The organism is Geobacillus genomosp. 3, from assembly GCF_000445995.2.
Taxonomy (GTDB): Bacteria; Bacillota; Bacilli; order Bacillales; family Anoxybacillaceae; genus Geobacillus.
The window spans coordinates 2239860-2256690 of the sequence record NC_022080.4; the positions used below are offsets into that span (position 1 = coordinate 2239860).

At 53.9% G+C, this 16831-nt stretch carries 18 protein-coding genes and 1 pseudogene; 6 read left to right on the plus strand and 13 right to left on the minus strand.

Annotation, left to right across the window (positions count from 1 at the left end; translation table 11 throughout):
• The first annotated feature begins 140 nt into the window (after nucleotides 1-140).
• A complete protein-coding gene (namA, locus tag M493_RS11135) occupies nucleotides 141-1163 on the plus strand; it encodes an NADPH dehydrogenase NamA (RefSeq protein ID WP_020960449.1) in 1023 nt (340 codons plus the stop codon).
• On the opposite strand, the gene rnz is transcribed toward namA, so the two are convergent.
• On the minus strand, nucleotides 1160-2080 hold the full coding sequence (gene rnz / locus M493_RS11140) for a ribonuclease Z (RefSeq protein WP_020960450.1): 921 nt from the start codon (nucleotides 2078-2080) through the stop codon (nucleotides 1160-1162). The two genes, namA and rnz, sit on opposite strands and share 4 nt — an antisense overlap.
• A gap of 174 nt (nucleotides 2081-2254) precedes the next feature.
• Between rnz and zwf the strand changes: the two genes are divergently transcribed.
• The 4 genes from zwf to M493_RS11160 all read left to right on the plus strand — a co-directional run bounded on the left by zwf (nucleotide 2255) and on the right by M493_RS11160 (nucleotide 5482).
• Nucleotides 2255-3748, plus strand: a complete 1494-nt coding sequence (zwf, locus tag M493_RS11145; RefSeq protein ID WP_041267775.1) for a glucose-6-phosphate dehydrogenase — start codon at nucleotides 2255-2257, stop codon at nucleotides 3746-3748.
• 146 nt (nucleotides 3749-3894) lie between these two features.
• Entirely contained in the window at nucleotides 3895-4512 is a 618-nt protein-coding gene (locus M493_RS11150) for a cyclase family protein (protein WP_020960452.1), read from the plus strand.
• A 241-nt stretch (nucleotides 4513-4753) separates the two neighbouring features.
• The gene (locus tag M493_RS11155) at nucleotides 4754-5065 is read left to right on the plus strand and encodes an AbrB/MazE/SpoVT family DNA-binding domain-containing protein (RefSeq protein WP_020960453.1); all 312 of its coding nucleotides are present in this window, start codon (nucleotides 4754-4756) and stop codon (nucleotides 5063-5065) included.
• The gene (locus tag M493_RS11160; RefSeq protein ID WP_020960454.1) at nucleotides 5066-5482 is read left to right on the plus strand and encodes a PIN domain-containing protein; all 417 of its coding nucleotides are present in this window, start codon (nucleotides 5066-5068) and stop codon (nucleotides 5480-5482) included. It abuts the gene before it with no gap.
• Between the two features lie 26 nt (nucleotides 5483-5508).
• Here the strand turns inward: M493_RS11160 and M493_RS11165 are convergent, their stop codons facing one another.
• The 7 genes from M493_RS11165 to mce form a co-directional block, all read right to left on the minus strand.
• Nucleotides 5509-6876 carry a glycoside hydrolase family 1 protein gene (locus M493_RS11165; RefSeq protein WP_020960455.1) on the minus strand — a complete coding sequence of 456 codons (1368 nt, stop codon included), beginning with the start codon at nucleotides 6874-6876 and terminating at the stop codon, nucleotides 5509-5511.
• 353 nt (nucleotides 6877-7229) lie between these two features.
• Nucleotides 7230-8639, minus strand: coding sequence for an NADP-dependent phosphogluconate dehydrogenase (gene gndA / locus M493_RS11175; RefSeq protein ID WP_020960457.1), 1410 nt, complete (start codon nucleotides 8637-8639; stop codon nucleotides 7230-7232).
• 157 nt (nucleotides 8640-8796) lie between these two features.
• On the minus strand, nucleotides 8797-8994 hold the full coding sequence (locus M493_RS11180; protein ID WP_020960458.1) for a hypothetical protein: 198 nt from the start codon (nucleotides 8992-8994) through the stop codon (nucleotides 8797-8799).
• A gap of 80 nt (nucleotides 8995-9074) precedes the next feature.
• On the minus strand, nucleotides 9075-9560 hold the full coding sequence (locus tag M493_RS11185) for a chemotaxis protein CheW (RefSeq protein ID WP_020960459.1): 486 nt from the start codon (nucleotides 9558-9560) through the stop codon (nucleotides 9075-9077).
• Between the two features lie 118 nt (nucleotides 9561-9678).
• Nucleotides 9679-10803, minus strand: a complete 1125-nt coding sequence (locus M493_RS11190) for a tripeptidase T (protein WP_020960460.1) — start codon at nucleotides 10801-10803, stop codon at nucleotides 9679-9681.
• Nucleotides 10804-10935: 132 nt separating this feature from the next.
• Entirely contained in the window at nucleotides 10936-12486 is a 1551-nt protein-coding gene (locus M493_RS11195; RefSeq protein WP_020960461.1) for an acyl-CoA carboxylase subunit beta, read from the minus strand.
• On the minus strand, nucleotides 12483-12905 hold the full coding sequence (gene mce / locus M493_RS11200) for a methylmalonyl-CoA epimerase (protein WP_020960462.1): 423 nt from the start codon (nucleotides 12903-12905) through the stop codon (nucleotides 12483-12485). Before mce ends, M493_RS11195 begins: the two co-directional genes overlap by 4 nt.
• Before the next feature lie 207 nt (nucleotides 12906-13112).
• On the opposite strand from mce, the gene prli42 reads away from it, so the two are divergent.
• Entirely contained in the window at nucleotides 13113-13205 is a 93-nt protein-coding gene (gene prli42, locus M493_RS18560; RefSeq protein WP_020755294.1) for a stressosome-associated protein Prli42, read from the plus strand.
• A 44-nt stretch (nucleotides 13206-13249) separates the two neighbouring features.
• On the opposite strand, the gene M493_RS11205 is transcribed toward prli42, so the two are convergent.
• The 5 genes and pseudogenes from M493_RS11205 to M493_RS11230 all read right to left on the minus strand — a co-directional run bounded on the left by M493_RS11205 (nucleotide 13250) and on the right by M493_RS11230 (nucleotide 16819).
• Complete coding sequence (locus M493_RS11205; protein WP_011231834.1) at nucleotides 13250-13756, minus strand: L,D-transpeptidase; 507 nt, start codon at nucleotides 13754-13756, stop codon at nucleotides 13250-13252.
• A gap of 68 nt (nucleotides 13757-13824) precedes the next feature.
• Nucleotides 13825-14799: an aromatic acid exporter family protein gene (locus M493_RS11210; RefSeq protein WP_020960464.1), complete on the minus strand. Its 975-nt coding sequence runs from the start codon at nucleotides 14797-14799 to the stop codon at nucleotides 13825-13827.
• A gap of 191 nt (nucleotides 14800-14990) precedes the next feature.
• Nucleotides 14991-15251 (minus strand): annotated as a pseudogene (locus M493_RS11215) (nucleotidyltransferase family protein).
• A 143-nt stretch (nucleotides 15252-15394) separates the two neighbouring features.
• Nucleotides 15395-16141, minus strand: a complete 747-nt coding sequence (locus tag M493_RS11220; protein WP_011231849.1) for an HIRAN domain-containing protein — start codon at nucleotides 16139-16141, stop codon at nucleotides 15395-15397.
• Between the two features lie 240 nt (nucleotides 16142-16381).
• Nucleotides 16382-16819 (minus strand): BrxA/BrxB family bacilliredoxin, encoded by a 438-nt coding sequence (locus M493_RS11230; protein ID WP_020756259.1) that lies wholly within the window; start codon nucleotides 16817-16819, stop codon nucleotides 16382-16384.
• Nucleotides 16820-16831: the final 12 nt, after the last annotated feature.

Below are 16831 nucleotides of genomic sequence, written 5' to 3' on the forward strand. Positions count from 1 at the left end.
CGCTGCAAAAGCGCACTGTCGGACGCCGCCTTCTGCACTAAGCCGCACATGGCGGCGGTCCGTTTCATTTTGTTTTTGGCAGGCAGCATGTTATCATTCAGTCATGAACTATTCGTTGGTATAGAAAGGAGCTGTCTGCCATGAAAACGGTATTGTTTTCACCATATACGATCCGCGGACTGACGCTGAAAAACCGGATCGTTATGTCGCCGATGTGCATGTACTCATGTGAGACGAAAGACGGCACGGTGCGCACATGGCATAAAATCCACTACCCGGCGCGCGCCGTCGGCCAAGTCGGCCTCATTATCGTCGAAGCGACCGGGGTAACACCGCAAGGCCGCATTTCTGAACAAGACTTAGGGATCTGGAACGATGGCCATGTCGATGGACTTCGCGAACTCGTTGGGCTGGTGAAAGAACATGGAGCTGCCATCGGCATCCAGCTCGCCCATGCCGGAAGAAAGTCACAAGTGCCAGGGGAAATCATCGCCCCATCCGCCATTCCATTCAACGAATCGTCACGGACGCCGAAAGAAATGACGAAATCGGACATCGAAGAGACGGTGCAGGCGTTCCAAAACGGGGCGCGGCGGGCAAAAGAAGCCGGCTTTGACGTCATCGAAATCCATGCCGCCCACGGCTATCTCATCAACGAATTTTTATCGCCGCTCTCCAACCGGCGCCAAGACGAATACGGCGGCTCTCCGGAAAACCGTTACCGCTTCTTGGGCGACGTGATCACCGCCGTCCGCGAAGTGTGGGACGGTCCGCTGTTTGTCCGCATCTCAGCGTCCGACTACCATCCGGAAGGGCTGACCGAGAAAGACTATATCCCGTACGCCAAACGGATGAAAGAACAAGGCGTCGACCTTATTGACGTCAGCTCCGGCGCCATCGTGCCGGCACGCATTACCGCTTATCCAGGCTATCAGGTGCCGTTTGCCGAACTCATTCGCCGCGAAGCGGACATTCCAACCGGCGCCGTCGGCCTGATTACGTCCGGCTGGCAGGCGGAAGAAATTGTGCATAACGGCCGCGCCGACCTCGTCTTTTTGGCGCGGGAGCTGCTGCGCAACCCGCACTGGCCATACGCCGCAGCGCGGGAGCTCGGCGTCAAAATCGAAGCACCGGTGCAATACGAGCGCGGCTGGCGGTTTTAACGCGGGATGGAGAACGAAGCAAAATCGGCGGCGAGCTCAGTGTTGGGAAACACGCGGCGCGCCTCATCCAATAACTTGAGCGCCGCTTCGCCTTGATAGCGCGAGCTGATATGAGTCAAAATAAGCCGCTTCGCTCCGGCCCGCTTCGCCACTTCGGCCGCATCCGTAGTCGCCGAATGGAAATAGTCGTGGGCCAAACGCTGTTCGGCGGCGGCAAACGTCGCCTCGTGGACGACGACATCAGCATCGCGGGCGAGTTCAATCGCCGCTTCGCAAAAGCGGGTGTCACCGAGCACCGCGACGATTCGCCCTTTTTGCGGCGGGCCGACAAACTCGCGCCCATCGAGCACCGTGCCGTCGTCCAACACGACCGTTTTCCCTTGCTTGATCTTTTGATAAATCGGCCCGGGGCGGACGCCGAGCGCCTTTAACCGGTCAACTAAGAGCGGCCCGGGCAAGTCTTTTTCGACAACGCGGAAGCCATAAGACGGCATGCCGTGATCGAGCCGTCTGGCGATGACGGAAAACCGTTCATCGTCAAAAATGATGCCTTCGTCGATCTCCATGATGTTCAAATCATACCGAAGCCTTGTCCCGCTGACGGAAAGCGTCGTTTCCACAAACGCGCGAATGCCTTTCGGACCGAACACGGTAAGCGGCGTCTCGCCGCTTTGAAACGAGCGGCTGCTGAGAAGACCGGGTAACCCAAACAAATGATCACCATGCAAATGGGTGATGAAAATATGCTCGATACGGCGCGGGCGAATGGCCGTATGCAAAATTTGGTGCTGCGTCGCTTCACCGCAGTCAAACAGCCATGTCGCCCCGCGCTCATCGAGCAACTGCAAGGCGACGGATGACACGTTGCGCTCTTTCGCCGGCACGCCGGCGCCGGTGCCCAAAAATAATAATTCCAAGCTTATTCACTCCTTGTCTCGGTCATCATTGCCTGTTGCTAGCGTACCAAGGTTCTGGGGCGCTTTTCAACTTTCTTTCCTACCCTAAAGCGATAAAATATTTGCGTTCCAGCCGGCAAATCTCTACAATGATTTAGTTGAAGAAACAAATTTGGCTAAAGCGAGGTACATACGGTGGACAACATGAACCCGAAATCGATCATCGTCATTTTTGGGGCGACAGGAGATTTGGCGAAACGGAAGCTGTTTCCGTCCCTTTACCGCCTGTATGAAAAAGGGCACCTAAACGAGCGGTTTGCCGTCGTCGGCGTCGCGCGCCGCCCGTTATCGGCCGATGAGTTCCGCCATTACGTGCGCGACTCCGTCGAAACAGCGCTCAACCAAGAGCTTGCAGACGGCAAGTTCGCCTCCCATTTTTATTATCACCCGTTTGATGTGACGGAAGCTGAGTCCTATCAGCGCTTAAAAGCGCTGCTTGAACAGCTCGATGAGACATATCAAACAGAGGGGAACCGCATCTTTTATTTGGCGATGGCGCCGGAATTTTTCGGCACGGTGACATCGCGCCTGCAGTCGGAGCGGCTGACCGATACGCGCGGCTTTAAACGGCTTGTCATTGAAAAGCCGTTCGGCCATGACTTAGCGAGCGCCCAAAAGCTGAACAGAGAAATCCGCCGCGTTTTTTCCGAGCGGGAAATTTACCGGATCGACCATTACCTTGGCAAAGAAATGGTGCAAAACATCGAAGTGATCCGCTTCTCGAACGCCATTTTCGAGCCGCTTTGGAACAACCGCTTTATTTCGAACATTCAAATTACCTCAAGTGAAACGCTCGGTGTTGAGGACCGCGGCCGCTATTACGACCATTCGGGGGCGCTGCGCGACATGGTGCAAAACCATATGCTGCAAATGGTCGCCTTGTTGGCCATGGAGCCGCCGATTCGGCTTACGACCGATGACATCCGTCATGAAAAAGTGAAAGTGTTGCGCGCGCTGCGTCCGATTGCGCACGACGAAGTCGATCAATACTTCGTGCGCGGCCAATATGGGCGTGGGATGATCCGCGGGAAAGATGTGCCGGCGTACCGCGAGGAGCCGAACGTCGACCCGGATTCGAATACCGAAACGTTCGTCGCTGGGAAACTCCTGATCGACAACTTCCGCTGGGCCGGCGTGCCGTTTTACATCCGCACCGGCAAACGAATGGCGGAAAAATCGACGAAAATCGTCGTCCAGTTTAAAGACGTGCCGATGAACTTATATTACCGGACGAATGAGACGATCGCCCCGAACTTGCTCGTCATCCACATTCAGCCCGATGAAGGCATCACCCTTCATTTAAACGGCAAAAAAACCGGGGAATCGACGACAACGACGGCCCCGTTTCAACTCGATTATTGCAACAACTGCATCGATGGCATCAACACGCCGGAAGCGTATGAAAAGCTGCTGTATGACTGCATGCGCGGCGATGCGACGAACTTCACCCACTGGGATGAAGTGGCGGCGTCATGGCAGTTTGTCGATGTGATTTCCGATGTTTGGGCGAACACAAAAGCCGCCGACTTCCCGAACTACGAAGCCGGCTCGATGGGCCCGGCGGCGGCCGACGAACTGCTTAAAAAAGACGGCTTCCATTGGTGGCCGATCGAACATCCGAGACCGTAATGGGCGAGGGGGCGTCACCCGCCTGTCAACAAGGGGCGACGCCACTCATTCTTCCCTTTTCTTCACGGTCAAAAGCTTGACACCCAACAGCCGACAGGGCCGGCCCCGGCCCTTTCCATTCCCAAACGAAAAGGAGTGAAGAAGCGATGAAGATGTATGACGTCACCGCCCCGATTTACGAAGGCATGCCGGTGTACAAAAACAAACCGGAAAAACAGCCGAAGCGCACAACGATCACCAACGGCTATGTCACCGAATCGCGCATCGACATGGACGTGCACACCGGCACGCACATTGACGCCCCTCTCCATATGGTTGAAGGCGGGGCGACCTTTGAAACGATTCCGCTTGACCATCTTGTCGGCCCATGCAAACTGTTTGACGCAACCAACGTCAACGACCGGATCACGAAAGACGACATCGCGCATCTCGACATTCAAGAAGGCGATTTTGTCTTGTTCAAAACGAAAAATTCGTTCGAAGAGGCCTTTAACTTTGAGTTTATTTTCGTCGCCGCCGACGCCGCCCGCTATTTGGCCGACAAACGGGTCCGCGGCGTCGGCATCGACGCCCTCGGCATCGAGCGGGCGCAGGAAGGCCACCCGACCCATAAAACGCTCTTTTCCGCCGGCGTCATCGTCATCGAAGGGCTGCGGCTGAAAGACGTTCCCGAAGGCCAGTATTTCATGGTCGCCGCCCCGCTCAAACTCGTCGGCACCGACGCCGCCCCGGCGCGCGTCTTGCTGTTTGACCGCAAACCGTAAAAACAGCCGGTCCCTTGATGGGGCCGGCTGTTTGATCATTCCAAACCGAGAAGCCCCCTCTTCCACGTATGAACGTAGGTAAAAGAGTGTTAAACGTCCATTCTCATCCTTGTTGTTGTCTCCTACACAACTTCTTACCACACCAAAAATAATATGATTTTCAACGATTGATTCAACACACAAATAAGACATATAATAAAGATAAGTATCAAAAGTGTTTAGGAAGGAGCGAAACACGCCAATGGAAAAAATGAATGTTTCGGATCAATCATCGCCGATCGTCGTGAAAGCGACAAGCAAGCTGTCCAGCCGCGGCCAAGTGGTGATTCCCGTTGAAATCCGAAAAACATTAGGCCTCACCGAAGGCGATGATCTGACGTTTATGGTCAACCAAGATGGAGAAATAAAAGTGGAAGTCACGAAAAAATATCGCTTGTCACAATTAATCGGCATTCTCAAAACCAATCAGCCGTTCCGCCCCGTTGAGGAAATCCGGAATGAAGCATATCGGACGATGGGAGCAAAAGAATTGAAAGACGAGGAGGAAAACTAAGTGGCTCGCAAGCTGTGGATTGACACAAATGTCGTGATTCGAATCATGACCGGCCATCCCCAAGAGCTTGCGGAAGAGGTTGGGGACATGTTGCAGAAAGTGGAAGCAGGAGAATTGATTTTGCGCCTTAATCCGCTCGTCGTTGCAGAATGTTGCTGGGTGCTGGCCTCCGTCTATCAAGCATCGCCGTCCGACATTTCCGCCGCCTTATTAAAGTTTACCGACGGGATCGGGATCGAAACAGAGGAAAAAGATGTTGTGCAACAGGCGCTTCGAGATTATGGCGAGAAAAAGGTAGACTTCATCGACGCGTATATCGCCGCTCATGCCAAAGCGAATCCCCCAGAAGATGTCGTGACTTGGGACAAACATGTTAGACGATTGAATATTCGCCATGGTCGCCCGAAAGACTGGTAAAAAGGCGGGGACTTCCCCGCCTCTTTTTACAGCTCTTCCCCGTTCGTGCGAATGACGCGCTGGAACCAGTAGAAGCTTTTTTTCTTATAGCGCTTCAAATCGCGCAAGTTCTCATCGTCGCGGTTGACGAAAATGACGCCGTAGCGCTTGCGCATCTCCCCTTGCGAGCTTAACAAATCCGTCGCCCCCCACATTAAGTAGCCGATCACCTCGACTCCTTCTTCCATCGCCCGCTTCATTTGTTCAATATGGCGGCGCAAATAGTCAATCCGCTCATCATCTTCGACCGTGCCGTTCTCGTTCAGCTCCTCCTCAAGCCCGATGCCGTTTTCGGTGATGAAAATCGGCATTTCGTAGCGGGCGTACACGTCTTTTAAGGCGATGCGCAACCCGATCGGGTCGATCGCCCAGCCCCACTTTGTCTTTGGCAGGTGCGGATTCGGTTCAAGCCCTTTGATGATCCGCTCATCCTGTTCCTGATGACGGACGATTTGGCTTTGATAATAGCTGAATGACAAAAAGTCGACCGTTTGCTCCCGGAGCAGCTGTTCATCCCCTTCTTCCAACGGCAAAACGATTCCTTTTTTCTCCAGATGATTCGTCACATAACGCGGATAGACACCGCGGGCGAACATATCAAAAAAGAAATCAATGAACAGCTCTTTCGCCTGCACGTTCGCCAAAGCATCTTCCGGCCGGCACGTCGCCGGGTACGTCGTCAAATACGTCACCATCCCGCCGATCTTCGCTTCGGGGGCGATTTCGCGCAGCGCCTTCACCGCTTTCGCGTGGGCGATCAACACGTTATGGCAGACGCGATAAGCAAACGCTTCCGGATCCTCGTCTTCCGGGCCAATCGCCCCCCATAAATGCGGTTGTTCAAGCACTAAGTTTTGCTCATTGAACGTCAGCCAATAGTTCACTTTCCCGCGATAGCGTTCAAACACAGTGCGCGCGTACCGTTCAAACAAGTCGACGACTTTCCTTGATGCGAAGCCATTGTATTTTCTCGCCAACGCCAGCGGCAAGTCGAAATGGTACAGCGTAATGACCGGCTCGATGCCGTTCGCTCTCAATTCATCAAACACGGCGTCATAAAACGCCAAACCCGCTTCATTCGGCTCCCCTTCCCCGTCCGGAAAAATGCGCGTCCAGGCGATGCTCGTCCGATAGGCCGTAAAACCGAGCTCCTTGAACAGCGCAATATCCTCTTTATAGCGATGGTAAAAATCAACCGCCACTTTCCAGTCGGAATGCCCTTTTGGAATCGGGCGCGCATCAACGATCGACAACCCTTTGCCGCCTTCATTCCACGCCCCTTCCGTCTGAAACGACGTCACCGCCCCGCCCCATAAAAAGTCGTCGGGGATGATCGATTTTCGTTGTGATGGCACTGCAAGTCCCTCCTATGTGAAAACGGCATGATTCGAAAACATAGCACGTTGACTTTCAAACGTCATTTTCATTATGACATAGTTGCTTTTTTCCAAACAAGACAAGATGTTAAATTCGTTTTGATCTTCCTGCTTAACGTGTACGTGGTATTTGGTTTCACCGCGATTTTTCTGCAGGAGCTTTTTGCCGCGCGCTTCGTCATGAAAAATGCTCATCTACAGTCTTTAACATGCCGGCTTGGTTACGAGCCATTTTTTCAATCATCCATGCGGTGTCAACGATTGGAGAAAATGTTGGTTTCATCAAGCACCAAAAAACCCTTAGAACCGCCTGCGGCTCTAAGGGTTTTCGCTTATTTCAACCATTCCGTATGGAAAATGCCTTCCTTGTCGACGCGTTCGTACGTGTGGGCGCCGAAGTAGTCGCGCTGTGCCTGGATTAAGTTGGCCGGCAGCACCGCGGTGCGGTAGCTGTCATAGTACGCGAGGGCGTTGGCGAATCCTGGCACCGGAATGCCGCGCATCGCCGCGGTGGCGACGATTTCGCGGAGCGCGTCTTGGTAGCGTTCGACGATGTCTTGGAAATACGGATCCAAGAGCAAGTTCGAAAGCGCTGGATCACGGTCGTACGCCTCTTTAATTTTTTGCAAAAATTGCGCGCGGATGATGCAGCCGCCGCGGAAAATCATCGCGATGTCGCCATAGCGCAAGTTCCAATCGTATTCGTCGGACGCCGCCTTCATTTGCGCAAATCCTTGGGCGTACGAGCAAATTTTGCTCATGTAGAGCGCGCGGCGCACGGCTTCGATGAAGTGGGCGCGGTCGCCTTCAAACGGCTTCACCGCCGGGCCGGAGAGGACTTTGCTTGCTTTCACGCGCTCGTCTTTCATCGCCGAAATGAAGCGGGCGAACACCGATTCCGTAATGATCGGCAGCGGAACGCCCAAATCGAGGGCGTTTTGGCTCGTCCATTTGCCCGTCCCTTTTTGCCCGGCTTTGTCCAAAATGACATCAACGAGCGGCTTGCCGGTTTCTTCATCGATTTTCGTGAAAATGTCAGCGGTAATTTCAATGAGATAGCTGTTCAATTCGCCTTTGTTCCAGTCAGCGAACACTTCGTGCAATTCGTTCGCTTCCATGCCGAGCACATGTTTGAGCAGGAAGTACGCTTCAGCGATCAGCTGCATGTCGCCGTATTCGATGCCGTTATGCACCATTTTGACGTAATGGCCGGCGCCGTCCGGACCGATGTACGTCGTGCACGGCTCGCCGTCGACTTTGGCGGCGATGGCTTCAAAGATCGGACGCACGAGCTCATGCGCTTCTTTTTGTCCCCCCGGCATGATCGACGGTCCTTTCAGCGCCCCTTCCTCGCCGCCGGAGACGCCGGTGCCGATGAAGTGGATGCCAAGTTCGGCAAGTTCTTTGTTTCGGCGCTGCGTATCTTTGAAATACGTATTGCCGCCGTCAATTAAAATATCGCCTTTTTCCAAATACGGCTTCAGCTGTTCGATCGTCGCGTCCGTCGGCGCGCCCGCTTTCACCATGAGCAAAATTTTCCGCGGCTTTTCCAGGGCGTTGACGAATTCTTCGATGCTGTATGTACCAACAACGTTTTTTCCTTTCGCTTCTTCCAAAAATTCATCCGTTTTTTCGCGCGAACGGTTGTACACCGCCACCGAATAACCCCGGCTTTCAATGTTCAACGCCAAATTTTTCCCCATGACCGCCAGTCCGATGACGCCAATTTGCTGTTTTGCCATCATTCAACGTCCCTTTCCGTTTTTGGTTTGTTCACTAAACAACATACCACACGTTTGCGCCCGCCTGCAAGTTTTTCTAAACCGATTTAGGAACAGGACGGCACGACGAGCCTCATTTGGCATGTTCATGTAAAAAGGGGCGTAACGCCCCTCATGCTTAGTAGCCTCCGTAATGCGGGAAGCCGTACGGCGAAAACGGGTAATGACCATAAGGCATGCCATACGGGAAGTGATGATAGCCGTCATACCCTCCATGCCAATGATGATGATGGTGATAACCGTATGGGTGATGGCCGTAGCTGCCGAAGTATGGCGGATAAAAGCCACCCATATACGGACCGAACGGTTGAACCATGGAACGCCCTCCTTTTTTGTGTGTCAACTTGCTTCCATGGTTAGGATATGCGCGGAAGAAAAAACGGTATAGGCAAACACCTATACCGTCTCGCCCGCCCGCGCAGCGGCTTGGGCGGCGGCTACTTGCTCGCGAATCTCTTCCGCTTCGTCCAAATGGGCAAACAAAACGCGCGGGTCAAGCACGGTCAACAGCCGGTCGTCTTGCGCCGCCATTCCGGCTACATACGGCGTGCGCTCCGCGGACATGAGCTGGAGCGGTTTGATCGCCTCTTGTTCAATATCCACGATTTCCTTCGCTTCATCGACAATAAACGCCACCGACAACTCGTCGACCGCGGCGACGACAAGGCGCGTCTGGTCCGTTTCGTCGACGGCCCGGCCGTACAACAGCTTCCGCATATCAAGCACCGGCACGAGCTCGCCGCGGATGCGCACGACGCCGGCCATATAGTCCGGCATATGCGGCACCGCGGTCGGCGCCGTCATTTTTTCAATCGAGACGACATACGCGATCGAGACGGCATACTGTTCCCGCTCGACGCGAAAGACGACATATTTGTCCATTCCCCCGCCACCTCTTTCGTCATTCACCAATCTTGTCTCCTTTTTTATCGGCCGATGTCAGCCAAATTTTCACCGAAATTTCATCATCCGACGAAAAAGAGCATCCAACAAGGGATGCTCACTCGGCATTGGCGACTTCTTCGACAATGGCGATGACCATTTCCGTCAGCTTGACCAGCTCTTCAATCGGCATCCGCTCGTTCGTCGTATGGATCTCTTCATAGCCGACAGCGAGGTTGACGGTCGGAATGCCGAAGCCGGCGATGATGTTGGCATCGCTGCCGCCGCCGCTTTTCTCCAGCTTGCACGGCCGGCCGATTTTCGCCGCCGCCCGTTTCGCGACCTCCACAACATGGTCGCCGTCGCCGAACTTGAAGCCTGGGTACATCACGTCGACATCGACATCGGCGCGCCCCCCCATTTCCGCGGCAACCGTTTCAAACGCCTCTTTCATTTTCGCCACTTGCGCTTCCATTTTCTCCGGGACGAGCGAGCGGGCTTCCGCTAAAATATCGACGCGGTCGCAGACGATGTTCGTTTGCGTGCCCCCTTCGAAGCGGCCGATGTTCGCCGTCGTCTCCTCGTCGATGCGGCCGAGCGGCATTTTCGCGATCGCCTTCGCCGCAATCGTAATGGCGGACACCCCTTTTTCCGGCGCCACGCCGGCGTGCGCCGTTTTGCCGTGCACAACGACTTTCAATTTCGCCTGCGTCGGCGCGGCGACGACGATGTTGCCGACCTTGCCGTCGCTGTCTAAGGCATAGCCGTATTTCGCTTGAATAAGCGACGGGTCAAGCGCCTTCGCCCCAATTAACCCGGATTCTTCTCCGACAGTAATGATAAACTGGATTACGCCGTGCGGGATGTTTTGCTCTTTCAGCACCCGGATCGCTTCGAACATCGCCGCCAAGCCGGCTTTATCGTCCGCGCCTAAAATCGTCGTCCCGTCCGTGACGACATAGCCGTCTTGGATCGACGGTTTCACGCCTTTCCCCGGCACAACCGTATCCATATGCGACGTGAAGTAAATCGGGTCGACCCCGTCTTTCGTCGCCGCGAGCGTGCAAATCAAGTTGCCGGCTCCATGCCCCGTTTTCGCGGCGGCATCGTCTTCGATCACCTCGAGGCCGAGCGCTTCAAACTTTTGCTTCAGCACCTTCGCAATGTCGCCTTCATGCTTCGTTTCCGAATCGATTTGCACAAGTTCCAAAAACTCGTCGACAAGACGTTGCTCGTTCACCATCGCTTTCGTCCTCCTATGTACAGATTCCTCTTCCAGTATACCGGAAGTTTCCGCCAGGCGGCAAACTAGACGCTAGAACGGTGCGGGGAAAACAGCGATGGCGCCCGGGATTGGCCGGACGCCTTCTGTCGCTTACAGCGGAATGTTGCCATGTTTTTTCTTCGGCCGCTTCTCGTGCTTGTGGCGAAGCATCTCGAGCGCCTGAATGAGCTTAATTCTCGTGTCGCGCGGGTCGATGACGTCGTCGATCATGCCGTATTTCGCCGCGACGTACGGATTGGCGAATTTCTCGCGGTATTCTTCAATTTTTTGCGCCCGCGTTTCTTCCGGGTTCGGGCTGTTTTCGATTTCGCTGGCGAAAATGATGTTCGCCGCCCCTTGCGGCCCCATGACCGCCACTTCGGCGTTCGGCCACGCATAGACGACATCGGCGCCGATCGATTTGCTGTTTAAGGCGACGTACGCGCCGCCGTATGCTTTGCGCAAAATGACGGTAATTTTCGGCACGGTCGCTTCCGAGTAGGCGTACAAAATTTTCGCCCCATGGCGGATGATGCCGCCGTGCTCCTGCTTGACGCCCGGGAAAAAGCCGGTGACGTCCTCAAACGTAATGATCGGGATGTTGAACGAATCACAAAAGCGGATAAAGCGCGCCGCCTTGTCGGACGAATCGATGTCAAGCCCTCCGGCCATAAACTTCGGCTGGTTGCACACAAGCCCGACCACTTCTCCTTTGATGCGGGCAAAGCCGATCACAATGTTTTTCGCAAAATCTTTTTGCACTTCCATAAACGATCCGTCATCAACGACGTGGGCGATGACGTGGCGCACATCGTACGGGCGGACGGCGTCAATCGGCACGACATCGGCCAAATCGGGGCGATAGTCGTCCCCGTCCGGAACCGGGCCAAACGGCGGCTTTTCGTTATTGTTGGACGGCAAATAGCCGAGCAGCCGCCGCACCTCGGCGAGCGCCTCCTCTTCGTTCGCCGCCGCAAAATGGGCGTTGCCGCTGATCGTGTTGTGCACGCGGGCGCCGCCTAAATCTTCGGCGCTGATTTTCTCTCCGGTCACCGCTTCAATCACTTTCGGGCCGGTGATGAACATTTGGCTCGTTTTTTCAACCATGAACACAAAATCGGTGATGGCCGGCGAATAGACGGCCCCGCCGGCGCACGGCCCCATAATGACGGAAACTTGCGGGATGACGCCGGAATAAATGGCGTTGCGGTAAAAAATGTGCCCGTACCCGTCAAGCGACAACACCCCTTCTTGAATGCGGGCGCCGCCTGAGTCGTTCAAGCCGATGACCGGCGCCCCGGTTTTCGCCGCCAAGTCCATAATGTTGGCGATTTTTTTCGCATGCATTTCCCCAAGCGCCCCGCCGAAGACGGTGAAATCTTGCGAAAACACAAACACCGTGCGGCCGTTGATCTTCCCGTAGCCGGTCACAACCCCATCGCCCGGCCCCTTCTTGTCCCCCAGGCCAAAATCGGTGCAGCGGTGCTCGATGAACGGATTGAGCTCGACAAACGTCCCTTCGTCCAACAGCAAATCAATCCGCTCGCGCGCCGTCAGCTTCCCTTTCGCGTGCTGCTGTTCAATTTTCTCATCGCCCCCGCCCAGTTCAATCTCACGTCGGCGGTCATACAGTTCGTTGATTTTGTCGTACATGTCGCTCATTGGTGTCCCTCCGTTTTCGTCCGTTCACAAAGCTCATACAACACGCCGCCGGTCGATTTCGGGTGCATGAACGCGACCCATGCCCCGCCGGCGCCGCGTTTCGGCGCATCTTGAATCATACGGATGCCATGCTCCTTCAGCTCACGGATGCGCTCGGTGATGTCTTCGACGCCAAGCGCGACGTGATGAATCCCTTCACCGCGCTTTTCGATAAATTTCGCCACCGCGCTCTCCGGCGACAGCGGCTCCAGCAGCTCCAGCTTCGCCTCGCCGGCCTGCAAAAACGCCACTTTCACCTGCTCCGACTCGACTTCCTCGATGCCGAGAAACGGCAGGCCGAGCACGTCTGTATAAAACGGAAGCGCTTCCTCAATCGAGCGGACGGCAATGCCGATATGGTCGACTTTTTTCACTTCCATCGTCTGCATCCCCTTTGCCGCAAAATGATGAGGCCAACATTTTATCATTCGCCGTTTCGACAAAAAATCCTGCTTTTTTGTTTTTCTTTGTACGCGCCACGGTCGAGCTTTGGATCGGTTCGCTTCGCATCGGGCATTTTTCCTTGTCCGCCCCGTCGTTTGCCGGTACAATAAACGTAGAACAGCGGACGGAAGGAGGACGGACCGTTGTCGCGGAAAACGCAAAAATTCATCGTGTATGTAATGCTCATTTGCATGCTGCTGACGACGCTCCTCGCCGGCATCAGCATGTGGTTTTAAACCTGCCCAAAAAAACGCAAGCTCCGAAACGGAGCTTGCGTTTTTCATCGGACAGCGCCGTGCCGTTTGGCGATGGCGTAAAACGATTCGTTGCTGCGGAGAATGAGCACGTTGGCGCCAATCGGCACCCGTTCATACAAATGCTCGACATCGCGGTTGTGCATGCGCACACAACCTTGCGACACATACTGGCCGATCGACGCCGGGTTGTTCGTGCCGTGAATGCCGTAGATGCGCCCGTCCGTCCCGCGCGCGTTAAAGCCGATCCACCTTGCGCCGAGCGGATTGTTCGGCGCCCCGCCTGGAATGTTCTTTTTCCGATAATACGGGTATTTCGCCTTCACCGTCACCGTAAACATCCCCTCCGGCGTCAAATCGGCATTGACCCCGGTCGCCACCGGATAAACGGCTTCGATGCGGCCGTCGCGGACGAGCGCGAGCTTATTGATCGCTTTGTTCACAATGACAAGCGGCTTCGCCTCCGCCGCTGTCGGGAAAGGCGCTCCCAACACGGCGGTGAGCACGAGACAAATGGCCAACCATACCCGCATATCCGTCCATCCTTTGCTTGAATGTTTGGCTATAGTGTGCGCCAAAACGGATGGACATATGCCCTGCATCATGCCTTCAGCCGCTGCGGTTTTCGTTCGTTTCCGGGATGGAATTCGCTTTTGATGATTAAATATCGCTCCAATTCGCGCACTAAATGAAACAACGCCGCCCGCTCTTCAAACTGCTCGCGCGTCTTTGGCAGCGGCATCGCTTTAAACTGTTCGCGCATCTCGGCAAGGCGCCGCAAAAAGCGGTCCGCCGTATTTCCCGGATGAATGGCGTCGCTTAATTCGTCGATAAAATCGGCGACCATCATCCGCTGCTCGACCGTGTAGACGAGCGATGTCACAAGCGGAAGCATATGCTCGATGATTTCCAACTGCCGCTCACGCATGCGGAAGTAGCGGACATATTCATCCTCATTCCGCCATAATTGATTGTCGGCGTGGCGCATGGCGAGTTTTTTCGCTTTGTCGAGCGTCTCCGCCGCAAGCGGCAGCTCTTTTCCATCCCAATCAAGCTCATTTGTGCGCAAGTAGCGGACGATTTCTTTTAAAATAATGCGAAACAAATCTTCGACAATGCGCTGGTACTCTTTGAGCTCCTTCTCGGCGCTCGGCATGTACATGTTCATCAGCAGCGCTACCCCAATGCCAACCGCCACGAGCAAGATCTCATTGGCGACCAATCCCCACGTGATGTCTTGGGCCGCATACAAATGCAAAATAATGACCGAGCTTGTCGCAATGCCTTCATTGATTTTCAAGCGAACCGTCACAGGAATGAACAACAAAAGCAACAGCCCGATCGTCCACGGATGATAGCCGAAGGCGGTAAAAAACAACGCCGCAAACCCGACCGCAACGACGCACGCCGCAAAACGGGCCCGAGCGGTCTCAAGCGACCGCTTTTTCGTCACTTGGACGCATAAAATGACGATAATGCCAGCGGAAGCGAAATTATGCAGGCCGATCAGCTGAGCGATGGCAATCGCTAGCGCCGCCCCCACCGCGGTTTTTAACGTCCGATATCCGATTTTCATCGCGCCGTCTCCTTTGCCTGCCAATGTTTGCCGACTTCATTGTACCGATGACGGCGCTTTCGATGCAAGGAAAACGGACAACCCTGGCCTCCGCTCCGAAGTCGATCTGTCCCAACAGGCGCAGAAGGACAAAAAAGACGGCTGTCCGTTCATATAGGACAGACCGTCCTAGACACAAACAGGGGCGCGGTTTATGAGCGGGCTTTCTCATCAATCGTCTTCCCGTCGCGCTCAATTTCCCGCCGGATCGCTTCGTTCAGCGCGTTGAAAAAGAGCACATCACATGAGCAAATGCCGACAATCTCGTCAAGATCCTCTTTGATTTTCCACTTCTGTTTTCCGGTCTAGTCAATGCACAAGTCGATGTCCGAGTTGTAGCGGGCCGTGCCGCGCGCCCGCGAGCCGAACAAAACGACTTTTTGTATATCTTCTTCGCCCGCGAAATACGCCATCAGCCGTTCAAACACGGTCGGGCTAATTCCGTAGCTCACGGTCGATCACTTCTTCTTTGATGTTTTGCAGTAGCGTTTCGATTTCGTGGACATATTCATTCATCTGAAATCAAACATGCCTACTTCAGAAAACAGTGAACAGACTAAATCACTTCTAACGATATTTCATGTAGCATATCGAGATCTTGCGTCTGGCAAGATGGAAGGAGCTCACCGTAGACACTTATATTTACTTTCCGCTGTGGAAAAGCCTCAACATGAATTGATTCAATTCTCGCCATATAACGCCCGTTATTTTGAATAAGGTTAAACATAAACTCGCTATAGAAAGCAGGAATATACCCTAGCTTACACCCTTCATCTGTTAACACTTCTACTGCTTTAGAATCTTGCCTATTCTCCGGCTCTAATCGAAAATGTACCTTATCCCCCACTTTAAGATATTGAATTACTCGATCTCCCTCGTAATATCTCCAACCCGCGACATAAAAATCAAAATCGAAATGATTTCCCGATACATAAATTGGCGCTACAAATTCATAAGAATCTGTCGCAAGTTTACCACCAGTCGCTCGCAACATATCCATATCTGTACAATCGCGCGGCAAGCCGTATGTCCGCAAAATTTCTAAAAAATCCGGACGGCGCCGGTCAGGCAAACGCCGCTCAAAAGGCCCGAACAATCTGTTAGAAACGTATTTTTTTCCTATATCCGGAAACGACAAATGAGGTTGATAACCGTTTTCTAGTGCTTCGAACAGTCCTCTTCTCTTCCTGCTACGTTCATAATAAAATACATACTTATCCCCATCGTGTAATAAGTTTCCAATATGATATCGCTGCCGAGTACATTCATTTTGCCAAATTAACCAAAGCACAAAAGGGCGCATCGCTTATTTCACCTCCATATACCAATTTACGAGCCATTCTTTTCGATACTGTAATAATTTTAATACCCATTCTTTGTAAATTTTACTCATGACATTTTCTGAAACACCATCTAAAACAGTTGTGACTTGTTGCTCATTTATTTGACTGATACGATCAATTTCCTTCTTCATTTCTATTATCACAAACAATAATGGTCATGCAAAAACCCGAAGTCCCTTTTCGAACTTCGGGTTCTCCTTTCACACTTCCTCGCAATATTCGTCAAACAGCGCCTGCAGCTTTTGCACGACGGCGACCGGTTCGTGCCCTTCGATGTCGTGGCGGTGGAGCATGGCACACAGTTTTCCGTCTTTTAACAACGCGAACGACGGCGAGGACGGCGGCTCGCCGACAAAATACTCGCGCGCGCGGGCCGTTGCTTCTTTGTCTTGGCCGGCAAAGACGGTCACCAAATGGTCCGGGCGCTTGTCGTAGTGAACGGCGTGGGCCGCTGCGGGACGGGCGATGCCGCCGGCGCAGCCGCACACGGAGTTGATGAGGACAAGCGTGGTGCCCGGACGGCGGAATGCCGCATCGACGTCTTCCGGCGTGCGCAGCTCTTCAAATCCGGCTTCGACCGCTTCACGCCGCGCTTGTTCGACGATGTCGTGATAGAGCGGAAATTGAAATTGGAACATCTCAACACCTCC

Coding starts and splice junctions, on each gene's coding strand:
- mce (WP_020960462.1), bottom strand. CDS start 12,905: ATGGAAGTGAAAAAAGTCGACCATATCGGCATTGCCGTCCGCTCGATT.
- M493_RS11210 (WP_020960464.1), bottom strand. CDS start 14,799: ATGAAAATCGGATATCGGACGTTAAAAACCGCGGTGGGGGCGGCGCTA.
- M493_RS11230 (WP_020756259.1), bottom strand. CDS start 16,819: ATGTTCCAATTTCAATTTCCGCTCTATCACGACATCGTCGAACAAGCG.
- M493_RS11195 (WP_020960461.1), bottom strand. CDS start 12,486: ATGAGCGACATGTACGACAAAATCAACGAACTGTATGACCGCCGACGT.
- M493_RS11205 (WP_011231834.1), bottom strand. CDS start 13,756: ATGCGGGTATGGTTGGCCATTTGTCTCGTGCTCACCGCCGTGTTGGGA.
- M493_RS11190 (WP_020960460.1), bottom strand. CDS start 10,803: ATGGTGAACGAGCAACGTCTTGTCGACGAGTTTTTGGAACTTGTGCAA.
- namA (WP_020960449.1), top strand. CDS start 141: ATGAAAACGGTATTGTTTTCACCATATACGATCCGCGGACTGACGCTG.
- M493_RS11155 (WP_020960453.1), top strand. CDS start 4,754: ATGGAAAAAATGAATGTTTCGGATCAATCATCGCCGATCGTCGTGAAA.
- gndA (WP_020960457.1), bottom strand. CDS start 8,639: ATGGCAAAACAGCAAATTGGCGTCATCGGACTGGCGGTCATGGGGAAA.
- M493_RS11180 (WP_020960458.1), bottom strand. CDS start 8,994: ATGGTTCAACCGTTCGGTCCGTATATGGGTGGCTTTTATCCGCCATAC.
- M493_RS11185 (WP_020960459.1), bottom strand. CDS start 9,560: ATGGACAAATATGTCGTCTTTCGCGTCGAGCGGGAACAGTATGCCGTC.
- M493_RS11220 (WP_011231849.1), bottom strand. CDS start 16,141: ATGCGCCCTTTTGTGCTTTGGTTAATTTGGCAAAATGAATGTACTCGG.
- M493_RS11150 (WP_020960452.1), top strand. CDS start 3,895: ATGAAGATGTATGACGTCACCGCCCCGATTTACGAAGGCATGCCGGTG.